Source organism: Ruegeria sp. BE10 (assembly GCF_056538905.1).
Window position 1 is genome coordinate 202,428 of record NZ_JBQFTX010000007.1, and the last position, 12,962, is coordinate 215,389.

At 59.4% G+C, this 12,962-nt stretch carries 13 protein-coding genes; 11 read left to right on the plus strand and 2 right to left on the minus strand.

What is annotated here, in order from left to right; genetic code table 11:
- The first annotated feature begins 92 nt into the window (after nucleotides 1-92).
- From napF to ACR0M2_RS16155, 8 genes are read left to right on the plus strand one after another with little or no spacing between them, the layout of a single operon-like run.
- A complete protein-coding gene (gene napF, locus ACR0M2_RS16120) occupies nucleotides 93-608 on the plus strand; it encodes a ferredoxin-type protein NapF (protein WP_480706011.1) in 516 nt (171 codons plus the stop codon).
- A complete protein-coding gene (locus ACR0M2_RS16125) occupies nucleotides 605-898 on the plus strand; it encodes a chaperone NapD (protein WP_480706013.1) in 294 nt (97 codons plus the stop codon). Before napF ends, ACR0M2_RS16125 begins: the two co-directional genes overlap by 4 nt.
- Entirely contained in the window at nucleotides 895-3,387 is a 2,493-nt protein-coding gene (gene napA / locus ACR0M2_RS16130; RefSeq protein ID WP_480706015.1) for a nitrate reductase catalytic subunit NapA, read from the plus strand. The genes ACR0M2_RS16125 and napA overlap by 4 nt, the downstream gene beginning before the upstream one ends.
- A 27-nt stretch (nucleotides 3,388-3,414) precedes the next feature.
- The gene (napG, locus tag ACR0M2_RS16135; protein ID WP_170349931.1) at nucleotides 3,415-4,233 is read left to right on the plus strand and encodes a ferredoxin-type protein NapG; all 819 of its coding nucleotides are present in this window, start codon (nucleotides 3,415-3,417) and stop codon (nucleotides 4,231-4,233) included.
- Nucleotides 4,230-5,147, plus strand: coding sequence for a quinol dehydrogenase ferredoxin subunit NapH (gene napH, locus ACR0M2_RS16140; RefSeq protein WP_480706016.1), 918 nt, complete (start codon nucleotides 4,230-4,232; stop codon nucleotides 5,145-5,147). The genes napG and napH overlap by 4 nt, the downstream gene beginning before the upstream one ends.
- Before the next feature lie 12 nt (nucleotides 5,148-5,159).
- Complete coding sequence (locus ACR0M2_RS16145) at nucleotides 5,160-5,597, plus strand: nitrate reductase cytochrome c-type subunit (protein WP_170361759.1); 438 nt, start codon at nucleotides 5,160-5,162, stop codon at nucleotides 5,595-5,597.
- 29 nt (nucleotides 5,598-5,626) lie between these two features.
- Nucleotides 5,627-6,328, plus strand: a complete 702-nt coding sequence (locus tag ACR0M2_RS16150; protein WP_170349934.1) for a NapC/NirT family cytochrome c — start codon at nucleotides 5,627-5,629, stop codon at nucleotides 6,326-6,328.
- 13 nt (nucleotides 6,329-6,341) lie between these two features.
- On the plus strand, nucleotides 6,342-6,599 hold the full coding sequence (locus tag ACR0M2_RS16155; RefSeq protein ID WP_170349935.1) for a hypothetical protein: 258 nt from the start codon (nucleotides 6,342-6,344) through the stop codon (nucleotides 6,597-6,599).
- Nucleotides 6,600-6,616: 17 nt separating this feature from the next.
- Here the strand turns inward: ACR0M2_RS16155 and ACR0M2_RS16160 are convergent, their stop codons facing one another.
- Entirely contained in the window at nucleotides 6,617-7,540 is a 924-nt protein-coding gene (locus ACR0M2_RS16160; RefSeq protein ID WP_480706018.1) for a GlxA family transcriptional regulator, read from the minus strand.
- Nucleotides 7,541-7,637: 97 nt separating this feature from the next.
- Between ACR0M2_RS16160 and ACR0M2_RS16165 the strand changes: the two genes are divergently transcribed.
- Genes ACR0M2_RS16165 through ACR0M2_RS16175 form a run of 3 tightly spaced genes read left to right on the plus strand, consistent with a single transcriptional unit; the run spans nucleotide 7,638 to nucleotide 11,599 of the window.
- Nucleotides 7,638-8,798, plus strand: a complete 1,161-nt coding sequence (locus ACR0M2_RS16165) for an acyl-CoA dehydrogenase family protein (protein ID WP_480706020.1) — start codon at nucleotides 7,638-7,640, stop codon at nucleotides 8,796-8,798.
- Between the two features lie 2 nt (nucleotides 8,799-8,800).
- Nucleotides 8,801-10,816, plus strand: a complete 2,016-nt coding sequence (locus ACR0M2_RS16170) for an acetate--CoA ligase family protein (protein ID WP_480706022.1) — start codon at nucleotides 8,801-8,803, stop codon at nucleotides 10,814-10,816.
- Between the two features lie 3 nt (nucleotides 10,817-10,819).
- On the plus strand, nucleotides 10,820-11,599 hold the full coding sequence (locus tag ACR0M2_RS16175) for a carnitinyl-CoA dehydratase (RefSeq protein WP_170394910.1): 780 nt from the start codon (nucleotides 10,820-10,822) through the stop codon (nucleotides 11,597-11,599).
- A gap of 4 nt (nucleotides 11,600-11,603) precedes the next feature.
- On the opposite strand, the gene ACR0M2_RS16180 is transcribed toward ACR0M2_RS16175, so the two are convergent.
- Complete coding sequence (locus tag ACR0M2_RS16180; RefSeq protein WP_170349939.1) at nucleotides 11,604-12,845, minus strand: acyl-CoA dehydrogenase family protein; 1,242 nt, start codon at nucleotides 12,843-12,845, stop codon at nucleotides 11,604-11,606.
- Nucleotides 12,846-12,962 lie beyond the last annotated feature (117 nt).

Sequence of the window (12,962 nt, forward strand, 5' to 3'; positions counted from 1 at the left end):
GTTTCAATAATGATCTGGATCAAGATTCATCACATTCGAAATCGCTATTGGGATAACCTAGTAAGGGAATCAAGCGCGTACAGTCCAGCCAAATGAGCCAGATGACCAGTCGTCGGGCGTTTCTAAGCGCCAAAGTATGTCGGGAGGACAGCAGCATTGTCCGTCCTCCGGGATCACATGTGCCGGGTTTCCTGGATCACTGCACCAAATGTGGCGACTGCGTCGACGCCTGTCAGGAAACGGTAATTGTCTTCGGTCAGGACGGTTTCCCGGTGTTTAAGCCCAGTGAAAACCCCTGCACCTTTTGCGGCGATTGCGCCACGGTCTGCCCGACAGACGCGTTGCAAATCGAACGCCTGCCGGACTGGCCCTGGCGCGCGGCGATTGAGACATCCTCTTGCCTGTCCATGAACGGGGTCAGCTGCCGCGTATGTCAGGATAATTGCGAACAGAATGCCATCCGCTTCAGGTTGCAACTGGGCGGTCTGGCCGAGCCTTCGCTGGATGCCAAAACCTGCGTTGGGTGTGGTGCTTGCGTGCCCTCCTGCCCTGTCAATGCCATCGCGCTTGACCGTCAGCCCACATCTAAAACGGAAGCGATACAATGAATATTTGCGGTTGCCTTGTACATATCGTCCCTGACCAAGCTGAGGCCGCGGCGCAAACGATGCGCGACACACCAGGCGTCGAGGTGCATGCCCAGGCCGAAGACGGCCGTTTCGTCGTCGTCGTCGAAGACACATTCGATCACCTGGCGTCCGAGATCATCATGGATCTGCATCAGATCCCTGGAGTTGTCTCACTGACGCTGACCTATCACCATTTCGAGGATCTTGCGGAGGCTACCCCGCATCCCGATGCCCCAAGCCAAACCACCAGCCGGAGGCTCACGCTATGACTACTTCAGAATCTCGCCGGACTTTTCTCAAGGCCTCAGCGGCCGCTGCCACTGCATCAGCCGCTGGCATTCCTCTGGCCACCGGTCAGGCCAACGCGCAGGCCGGGGCCCCCGATATCCGCTGGGACAAGGCGGCCTGCCGGTTCTGCGGTACCGGATGTTCGGTGCTGGTCGGCACCAAGGACGGCCGTGTGGTGGCCACGCAAGGCGACCCGGACGCGCCGGTCAACCGTGGCCTGAACTGCATCAAGGGCTATTTCCTGTCCAAGATCATGTATGGCAAGGACCGCCTGACTACGCCGCTACTGCGCAAGACCAACGGCGAATACGACAAGAACGGTGAATTCGAGCCGGTCAGCTGGGACGAAGCCTTCGACGTCATGGCCGCCAAGTGGAAAGAGGCCCTGGCCAAGAAGGGTCCAACCAGTGTTGGAATGTTCGGTTCGGGTCAGTGGACAATCTGGGAAGGCTATGCCGCCTCCAAATTGATGAAGGCCGGATTCCGGTCTAATAATATCGACCCCAACGCGCGGCACTGTATGGCATCCGCCGTTGTCGGGTTCATGCGCACATTCGGCATTGATGAGCCGATGGGCTGTTATGACGATTTCGAACACGCGGACACTTTTGTGCTGTGGGGCTCGAACATGGCCGAGATGCACCCGATCCTGTGGTCGCGCCTGACCGATACGCGCCTGACCAAGCCGGGATGTGAAGTCCACGTGCTGTCGACCTTCGAACACCGTTCGTTCGAACTGGCAGACAACGGCATCGTGTTTGAACCACAGACCGATCTGGCGATCCTGAATTACATCGCGAACTACATCATCCAGAACAAAGCGGTGAACGAGTATTTCGTCAGAAATCACGTCAACATCACGAAGACTGCCACCGATATCGGCTATGGCCTGCGAGAAACCAACGCGCTGCAACAAGAGGCAGAAAACCCGAACTCTGGCGCGCTTGAGAGCATCAGCTTTGAAGAATACGCCGAAGCGGTTGCGCCCTATACGCTGGAATACACCTCGGAATTGTCGGGCGTTCCGGCGGATAAGCTCGAGAAGCTCGCGCAGCAATATGCGGACCCGACCCGCAAGGTCATGAGCCTTTGGACTATGGGTTTCAACCAGCACACCCGCGGATCTTGGGTGAACTCGCTGATGTATAACGTGCATCTGCTGGTGGGTAAGATTTCCGAACCGGGCAACTCGCCCTTCTCGCTAACAGGTCAGCCATCGGCTTGCGGGACTGCACGCGAAGTCGGCACTTTTGCCCACCGCCTGCCCGCCGACATGGTGGTGGCGAATGATGAACACCGCGAGATTTGCGAAACTGCGTGGAACATCCCCGAAGGTACCATTCCGCCCAAACCGGGCTTCCATGCTGTTTTGCAGCACCGCAAGCTGAAAGATGGTGAGCTGAACGCCTATTGGGTGCAGTGCAACAATAACATGCAGGCCGCGCCCAACATCAACGAAGAAGGCTATCCCGGTTATCGCAACCCCGAAAACTTCATCACTGTCTCTGACCCTTATCCCACCGTCACCGCCGTCTCTGCCGACCTTATCCTGCCCACCGCCATGTGGGTCGAGAAGGAAGGCGCATATGGCAACGCCGAACGCCGCACCCAGTTCTGGCGACAGCAGGTGCAGGCCCCGGGTGAGGCCAAGTCCGACCTGTGGCAACTTATGGAATTTTCCAAACGCTTCACGGTTGAAGAGGTCTGGGGCGAAGAACTGCTGGCCAAGATGCCTGAGCATCGCGGCAAGACCATGTTCGACGTGCTTTATGCCAACGGTAAGGTGGATCAGTTCCCGCTGTCCGAGACAGCGGAAGGGTTCCACAATGACGACGCCGAACATTTCGGCTTCTATGTTCAGAAAGGTCTGTTCGAGGAATATGCAGAATTCGGACGCGGACATGCACACGACCTTGCACCGTTCGAAATGTACCACCAGGCACGCGGTATGCGCTGGCCGGTCGTTGACGGCAAAGAAACGCTGTACCGTTTCCGCGAAGGCTTTGACCCGTACGTTCCCGAAGGGGCTGACGTAAAATTCTACGGCCACAAGGACGGCAAGGCCAAGATCATCTTTGCGCCCTACGAACCCGCGGCTGAAGAGCCGGATGAAGAATTTGATCTGTGGTTGTCCACGGGACGTGTGCTTGAACATTGGCACTCGGGCTCGATGACCCGCCGGGTGCCTGAATTGCACCGCGCCTTCCCATCCGCTGTCGTCTACATGCATCCGCAGGACGCCAAGGATCGGGGTCTGCGCCGCGGGCAAGAGATCGTTCTGTCCACTCGCCGCGGCGAGGTCACCAGCCGGGTCGAAACCCGCGGACGCAACAAGGTGCCGCGCGGTTTGGTCTTCATGCCGTGGTTCGACGAACACCAGCTGACCAACAAACTGACGCTGGACGCGACCTGCCCACTGTCGAAAGAAACCGACTATAAAAAGTGCGCCTGCAAGGTCGAGCGCGCGTAACCGGCCCGGATCGCAAAGGTAGCCCCCATGTCTCTGGCTGGTACCCCCCTCTCGCCGCAACGGCGCCGTTTCCTGCAGGATTCGGCGCGCGCGGCAGGCGGCTGCGTGGTCGCAGGGTCTTTGCTGGCCTGGCTGGCCCGTGATGCCCGTGCGTTACCGGCCGAGGCGTTGCGTCCACCCGGCGCACTGCCTGAGGAGGCGTTCCTGTCGGCCTGCATCCGCTGTGGGCTGTGCGTGCGGGACTGCCCTTACGATACGTTGAAACTGGCCGAACTTGGGGTGGATGCCGTGGCCACCGGCACCCCCTATTTCACGGCGCGCAATGTGCCGTGTGAGATGTGCGACGACATTCCCTGCGTTGCCGCTTGCCCCACAGGTGCGCTGGACCCGGGGCTGGACAATATCGACGACGCGAAAATGGGTGTTGCCGTTCTGGTCGATCAGGAGAACTGTCTGAACTTTCAGGGCCTGCGCTGCGACGTCTGCTATCGTGTCTGCCCCGTCATTGATGACGCGATCACGCTGGAAGCGGCCCATGACGCCCGATCGGGCCATCATGCGATGTTCATCCCCACCGTGCATGCCGAGCGCTGCACCGGTTGCGGCATGTGCGAAAAAAGCTGTGTCCTACCGGAAGCTGCCATCAAGGTTCTGCCGGAACGACTGGCGCGGGGCAGCGCGGCCGACCACTATCGCAAAGGCTGGGAAGAAAAAGAAGCCCATGGCGGGCCTTTGGTGGACGGCTTGATCGATCTGCCCGACCGCTTGCCGGGACCGGGCACAGACAACCTGACCACACCGGGCGGCTTTGCACCGTCATATGACCTGCCGGGGGTAGGCCAATGAGCGCGCGCACGCATATTCCTGTCGGTCACGAAGCGATCGAAGCCAAAGGCTGGATCGGAGCGCATCGTTTTCTGCTACTGCGTCGCACCAGCCAGTTGTTCTTTCTGGTCCTGTTCCTGTTGGGCCCCTGGTTCGGCATCTGGATCGTGCAAGGCACACTGGCCGGGTCCCTGACCCTAGGCGTGTTGCCTCTGACCGATCCGTTTATTGTATTGCAAAGCATCATTGCCGGGCATTGGCCTGAATTGACTGCTCTGATCGGCGGGCTAATCGTTCTGGTCGCCTATGCGCTGATCGGGGGCCGCGTCTATTGCTCTTGGGTCTGCCCAATCAACCCGGTAACCGACGCCGCCAATTGGCTGCACCGGCGACTGGACCTGCCGAAAGGTTGGCAACCAAAACGCAGCACACGCCTGTGGGTGCTGGCAATGGTTCTGGTCGTGTCGGGCCTGACCGGCGTGATCGCTTGGGAGCTGATCAACCCCATCACCATGCTGCATCGCGGGCTGATTTTTGGCGCGGGTTTTGTCTGGGCCATGATTGCTGCGATCTTTATCTTTGACCTGTTAGTCGCGCGCCACGGATGGTGCGGTCATATCTGTCCCGTCGGCGCTTTCTATGGTCTGATCGGCAGCAAAAGCTTGCTGCGGGTCAGCGCCGCAAACCGGGCGGCCTGTGACGATTGCATGGATTGCTATGCCGTCTGCCCAGAAAATCAAATCATATCCCCCGCGTTGAAGGGCAAACCCGGGACAACGCCACTGATCCTTTCCCCGGACTGCACCAATTGCGGCCGCTGCATCGACGTATGCGCTGTCGATGTCTTCACCTTTACTCACCGGTTCGACGACCATGTCGCCGCGCCTTCTGATCCAGTTCCCGCGCCCAACCGGCGCGCAGCCAGACCTATTTAAGGGAGTGCCAAGATGAAAAAATCAATCGTGACAGGCGGAATGGCCCTGATCCCCGTTTTGCTCCTGAGCGGGTTCGCCCTTGCCCAGTCGGCCCAAGTGGAAACCCTGCGTGGGGCGGATGTGGATGAGCTTATTCCACTCGATCAGATCCACAAAAATGTCGAAGGGCGCATGCAGCGCAACTATCGCCAGCAACCGCCGCTGGTTCCTCATTCGATCGAACAATACCAAATCGACGTGCGCACCAATCAGTGTCTGTCCTGCCACGACTGGACCAAGGCAGGTGAACGCAACGCGCCGACCCTGTCGATGACCCACTATCTGGATCGCGACGGCAACGAGCTGGATCACATTGCGGGCACCCGCTATTTCTGCAACCAATGTCACGTGCCTCAGGCAGACGCGCCTGCATTGGTCGACAACGTGTTTGAACCCTCGTCCGGCAACTAATCCAACGCATGTCTGAAAGGAGCACCAAGATGGCAGACTCCCCCGAAAAACGCGGTTGGATTGGCCGCCTCTGGAACTGGATCTGGACACCGGCCGTGGCGTTCAGCTCGGGCTTTCTGATCCTAGCGGGCTTTCTGGCCGGCATCCTGTTCTGGGGTGGGTTCCACTGGACACTGGAACTGACCAACACCGAGGAGTTTTGTACCTCGTGCCACACGATGGAGGTCAATCTGGGCGAATATCGCGAAACGATCCACTACAACAACCATTCCGGCGTGCGCGCGATTTGTTCCGACTGCCACGTGCCGCATGAGTGGAACCACAAGATCAAGGCCAAGATCATGGCCGTCAAAGACGTCTATCACGAACTGGCCGGAACCATCAGCACGCCCGAAAAATACGAAGCGCACCGACTGAGCATGGCTTCGGCCGTCTGGAAAAAGATGAAAGCGTCGGACAGCCGCGAATGCCGCAATTGCCACAACTTCGACTATATGGATTTCACCATTCAGGAAACTCGAGCCGCATCCGAACACCAGCGCGCCATCGACACCAACATGACGTGCATCGATTGCCACCAGGGCATCGCGCACAGCCTGCCTTCGGATTACCTTGAGGAATACCAGAGAGTTACGGATGAGCTGGCCGGTGAGACAACGGGCGCACAATCGCATCAGGTTGCAGATAGCAGCGATGAGATCCGGTCATTTCTGAACAAGAGCGCGGATTAAAGAGAGGCACGATATGCTGGAACTTCTGGGAACAATCGGGGCCAACATCATCAGCCTTCCGGGCATTCTGGGCCTTGCGCTTGGCATGATGACGCGCCGCCTGTGGCTGGGCGGCTTGATGGGGGCCGTGGTCGGCGTGCTGGAAACGGTGATCTTCGCCCATTGGAACTTTGCCAATGTCAGTATGGTCGAACTGTTAATCGCCGTCGTCATCGGCCTGTGCGCAGGTACGTTGGGTTCGGTCATCCGCATCAAGGGTGCGACAGTCTGAATTCGCCAAACTTTGCATCAATTCGGCGCCCCGCTGCGGAATGCAGTCGGGGTTCGCCCGAATTCGGCCTTGAACGCACGGGTCATGGCGCTGGCGTTTTCATACCCGCAGCGACCGGCAATTTCCGCGATGGTTTGTTCGGTCTCCTCGACCAGTTTCCGGGCCATAGTCAGCCGCAGGCGCCGATACAGCGCCTGCGGCGTGGTGCGTAATTCGGCCTGAACCCGCATCTCGATCTTCTTTTGCGAACAGCCAAGTTTGCGGGCAACGTCCCGGATCGTCAGCGGCGTTTCTATGTTCCCCTGCATCACCGTCAACGTGCGATTGACGAGCGTATCCTCGGATTTTAAAGGCAAGGCATAGGGATCGGTCGCGCTGCGGCTCATCAGCAGGTGGGCTACCTCCATCGACAGTAGCGGGCCATGATCCCGACGAATGAGGGCCGAGGCCAGATCAAAGGCCGCCATCGCCCCCGAACAAGTCAACCGATTGCCGTCTATGACATAGCGTTCCTGCACAACGTCAACTGCTGGAAAGGCTTCTTCGAACCGCGATAGCTCATCCCAGTGAATCGTCGCGCGGTGATCGTCCAGCAAGCCAGCGCGCGCCAGTAGCCAACTGCCGGTATCCAGCCCGGCCACTTGCGGATGGGTCCGCGCCGCCGCCAGCAGGGCGCGCGTGGTGGCACGGGTATCCAGCGACAAATAGCCGTAAGATGGCATCACGACCAATACATCGCCGCTGTGATCGTGCAAGGCCCCATGCGGCGTGACGACCAGCCCGCTGGAACTTTGCACGTGCTTGCCATCCAACGAACAGAATCGCCAGAGATACAGCGTCTGCCGCGACAACGAGTTGGCCGCCCGTAGCGGTTCGACCATGTTGGCGAGGCAGTGGTTCGAAAACCCATCAAACAACAGAATGTTATAGCGTTGGGACAATTTTTTCTAACTCTGCATACTAAGCGGCTAACTTTGCATGTCGTGACCGTGACCTGTGGCGTTTCATTCGTCAACCACCAGCCAGGGAACACGCGCCATGCAATTCGGTCTGTCAGAAGAACAGGAAATGATCGTTTCAACGGTCCGCAGCTTTGTCGAGAACGAGATCTACCCCCACGAAGACGCGGTCGAGCGCAGCGGAACCGTGCCGTCAGAGTTGGGCGAAGAGATCAAACAGAAGTGTATCGACCTTGGCTTTTACGCCTGCAACTTCCCCGAAGAAGTCGGCGGCGCTGGTCTGTCGCATCTGGATTTCACATTGGTCGAACGTGAATTGGGCCGCGGTTCCATGGCGCTGACCCACTTCTTTGGCCGTCCGCAAAACATCCTGATGGCCTGCAACGATGATCAGCGCGAGCGCTATCTTCTGCCCGCCGTGCGTGGTGAAAGAATGGACGCGCTGGCGATGACCGAACCGGATGCCGGGTCGGACGTGCGGGGCATGAAATGCCAGGCCGTGCGCGATGGCGGGGACTGGGTCGTCAAAGGTTCGAAACACTTCATCTCGGGCGCGGAACACGCGGATTTCTTCATTGTCTTCATCGCAACCGGGGTCGATGAGACCCCGAAAGGTCCAAAGAAGCGGATCACCACCTTTCTCGTGGATCGCGGCACGCCGGGGTTCGAGGTTCGCGAGGGCTACAACTCGGTCAGCCATAAAGGTTACAAGAACTACATCCTTTATTTCGACAATTGCCGCCTGCCCGATGCGCAGGTTCTGGGCGAGGTCGACGGCGGCTTTGCGGTGATGAACGAATGGCTATATGCTACCCGGCTGACGGTTGCGGCCTTTTCAGTCGGACGCGCGCGGCGGTGCTTTGATTATGCGCTGAACTATGCGGCCGAACGCAAGCAGTTCGGCCAACCCATCGGCAAGTTTCAGGGCGTCGGTTTCCAAATCGCCGACATGATCACCGAGATCGACGCTGCCGACTGGCTGACCCTCGCCGCCGCGTGGCGACTGGACCAGAACTTGCCATCGAACCGTGAGATCGCCTCGGCCAAGCTCTATGCCTCCGAGACGCTGGCGCGGGTGACCGATACCACACTGCAAATCTTCGGCGGCATGGGTCTGATGGATGACTTCCCGATCGAACGGTTCTGGCGCGATGCAAGAGTTGAACGTATCTGGGACGGCACCAGCGAGATTCAGCGCCACATCATCAGCCGCGATCTGCTGCGTCCCTTGGGCGCCTGAAGATGAGCAAAGATCTGAACCGGCTGCTACGCCCGAAATCCATTGCCGTTATCGGCGGTGGGGCGTGGTGTCAGCAGGTCATCCTGCAATCGGAACGCATGGGCTATGCCGGCCAGGTCTGGCCGGTCCATCCCAAGGCAAGTGATATCGCTGGGCACACGGTTTTCGCCCGTCTGGAAGACCTGCCACAGGCCCCGGACGCCGTTTTCATCGGCATCAACCGACACGCCACGATTGAGGCGGTACAGACCCTGTCCGCCATGGGTGCCGGTGGGGCGGTATGCTTCGCCTCGGGCTTTTCCGAAGCAGTGGCCGAAGATGACACCGGCGCGGACCTGCAGGCGCAGTTGCTAACCGCCGCAGGAGACATGCCCATTCTGGGACCGAATTGTTACGGCTTCATCAACGCGCTGGACGGGGCGCTGCTATGGCCGGATCAGCATGGTGCAACGCCGGTGGACAAGGGCGTTGCGATCTTGACGCAAAGCTCGAACATCTCGATCAACTTGACGATGCAGAAACGCGCGCTGCCGATTGCCTATATGGTGACTTGCGGAAACATGGCGCAAACCAGTCAGGCCGAGATCGCCTCGGCCCTGATCGACGACCCGCGCGTGACCGCCGTTGGCCTACATATCGAAGGGTTCAAGGATATCCGACAGTGGGAGGCGCTGGCCGCTAAGGCGCATGCAAAGGACATCCCCCTGATAGCGCTCAAGGTCGGCGCGTCGGAACAAGCGCAGGCGGCAACCGTGTCACACACCGCGTCTCTGGCAGGCAGCGACGCCGGGGCGCAGGCGCTGCTGGAGCGGTTGGGCATACCGCGCCTGTCTGCCTTGCCTGATTTCCTGGAAACGCTGAAACTGTTGCACTGCTACGGGCCATTGCCGGGTGGCAACATCGCCTCGATCAGCTGCTCGGGGGGCGAGGCCAGCTTGATCGCCGATATGGCCATTGGCACTGGTCTGAGTTTCCCTCAGTTGACTGACGACAAGAAAACCCAACTGCGTGATGCGCTTGGTCCGATGGTCGCTTTGAATAACCCGCTGGACTACCACACTTATATCTGGCGCGATGAGGGTGCGATGACGCGGGCGTGGTCGGGAATGACAGGCGACGATATCGACCTGACCTTCTCGATCGTCGATTACCCGACCACTGATCCGACAGATTGGGCCTGCGCATCGCGAGCGGCGCTGAAAGTGCGGGCCGAGACCGGAGCTCGTTTCGCTATCGCGGCGACTCTGCCTGAACTTCTGCCCCAGGACATCGCGCAAGACCTTATGGCCGGTGGCGTCGCCCCTCTTATGGGTCTGCAAGAAGCGCTTAGCGCCACCCGTGCAGCGGTTCAGGTCAAAGCACCCGCCGAGGCCGTAGTTTGCCTGCCCGGCACGATCGAGGCAACGCGTACATTGACCGAGGCCGAGGCGAAATCAGCGTTGGAAGTGTGTGGCTTGCGCGTCCCTCAGAACCGCACAGTTCGGGGCGCTGACGAAGCACGCGCTGCGGCGTCGGATATGACCGCGCCCTTTGCCATCAAAGGCATCGGGTTGGCCCATAAATCCGAACACGGCGCAGTATACCTTGGCGTCCAGGTTGACGACGTGGCCGATGTGGCCGCCGATATCGGGACGGATGAGGTGCTGATCGAAGAGATGATCACCGGGACCGTAGTCGAGCTTTTAATCGGCGTCGTCCGCGATCCGGCGCATGGGTTCGTCCTGACGCTGGGCGCAGGCGGTGTGCTGACCGAAGTGCTACGCGATACCGCGTCGCTGTTGGTACCCAGCACATCCGACGATATCCGCGCCGCACTGGCCAAGTTGAAAATAGCCCCGTTACTTGCGGGCTATCGCGGCCAACCTGCCGCTGATATGGATGCGATCATCACCGCAATTCAGGCCGTTCAGGCCTATGTCATGCAAAATGCCGACACGCTTGGCGAGGTCGAAATTAACCCGCTTCTCTGCACGCCCGACACGGCGGTTGCAGTGGATGCCCTGATTAGAAAGGCCTGAGACATGGACCCGATCAAAACCCGACGCGACGGAGCGATCCTTGAGGTGACGCTGGACCGGCCCAAGGCCAATGCTATCGACCTGATCACCAGCCGCAGAATGGGTGAGGTCTTTGCCGAATTTCGCGATGACCCCGAATTGCGCGTCGCCATTCTGACAGGCGCGGGCGAAAAGTTCTTCTGCCCCGGCTGGGATCTGAAAGCCGCTGCCGATGGCGATGCAGTTGACGGCGATTACGGCGTTGGCGGGTTCGGCGGCCTTCAGGAACTGCGCGATCTGAACAAGCCGGTGATCGCAGCGGTAAACGGGATCGCCTGTGGCGGCGGTTTGGAACTGGCTCTGTCAGCCGACATGATCCTGGCGGCCGAGCATGCCACATTCGCCCTGCCCGAAATCCGCTCGGGCACTGTTGCGGATGCGGCCAGCGTCAAACTGCCCAAGCGTATACCCTATCATATCGCGATGGAGCTGCTGCTGACCGGGCGCTGGTTCGACGCCGAAGAAGCCAACCGCTGGGGGCTGGTGAACGAAATCATCCCCGCCAATCAGTTGATGGATCGCGCGTGGGAGCTGGCCCGGCTGCTGGCCTCGGGCCCTCCTCTGGTTTACGCCGCGATCAAAGAGGTCGTGCGCGACGCCGAGGACAGCAAGTTCCAGGATGCCATGAACCGCATCACCAAGCGCCAGTTGCGCACGGTAGATGTGCTGTATGCCAGCGAAGATCAGTTGGAAGGCGCGCGCGCCTTTGCGGAAAAACGCGACCCGGTTTGGAAAGGAAAGTAAGCGTTCAGCGCGGCGGCGGAGTCAGCCATTGCGCTGACATCCCGAAGTTTGACTCTTTGATCTCCTGCTTCGCGATGGCTTGCAGATGCACCTCGTCCGGGCCGTCCGCATATCGCAATGCCCGCGCCCATGTATAGCTGTCGGCCAGCGGCGTATCCGGCGTCATCCCCATGGCACCAAAGACCTGCATTGCGCGGTCGGTCACGGCGGCATGCACGTTGGGTGCCACCACCTTGATTAGGGAAATCTCACGCCGCGCCGCCTTGGCGCCCACTTGGTCAATCTTCCACGCAGCCTGCAGGGTCAGCAAACGTGCCTGTTCGATCTCAAGCCGCGATTTCGCGATCCATTCCCGGATTACGCCTTGGTCTGATAGTTGCTTGCCAAAGGTTTTCCGTTCTTGCGCGCGTTCAACCATCAGCGACAACGCCATCTCTGCGGCCCCGATTGAGCGCATACAGTGATGGATACGTCCCGGCCCCAGCCGCGCCTGCGCCAGAGCAAACCCGCTGCCTTCTTCGCCCAGAAGATTGCCGACCGGCACGCGTACATCCTTGAACAGCAGCTCGGCATGGCCTTCTGGGTCATGCATGTTCAGGATCGTGGGGTTGCGGACAATCTCCAGGCCGGATGTGTTTTTGGGCACGATCACCATGCTTTGTTGTTTATGCCTGTCGGCATTGGGATCGGTCTTGCCCATGACAATGAACATTCTGGTGTTCGGATGGCAGGCATTGGTGATGAACCACTTGCGCCCGTTGATGACATATTCATCCCCCTCGCGCCGGATCGAGGTGGTGATGTTTGTCGCGTCCGAACTGGCCACATCCGGTTCCGTCATCGCAAAGGCCGAACGGATTTCGCCGTTCAGCAATGGCACCAGCCATTCTTGGCGCTGCTCGGGCGTGGCGAACATGTGCAACAGCTCCATATTGCCGGTGTCCGGCGCATTGCAGTTGAACACCTCAGAGGACCAGCTGACCTGCCCCATCAACTCGGCCAGCGGGGCGTATTCCAGATTGCTCAGCCGGGTGCCGGGTTCATCGTCGCGCAAGGAAGGCAGGAACAGGTTCCACAGCCCTTCGGCCCGGGCCAGCGCCTTGAGGTCTTCCATGAATGAGACCGGGAATTTGCCTGCTTCAATCTCTTCCTTATGAGCACGGATGCGAGGGTAGATATGCGCCTGCATAAAGCGTTTCAGCTGCTCGCGGATTTCCGCAGCGCGTGGCGATGGGGCAAAGTCCATGACGGTCCCTTTTCAGAACGTTGCAACACTACGTTGCCTCTGCGGGTACCCTATCCGCACCCACCGCATTTGTGAAAGCTGCCAGTTGGTTTCCAACGGTTTTTGCCGCAAGGTCAT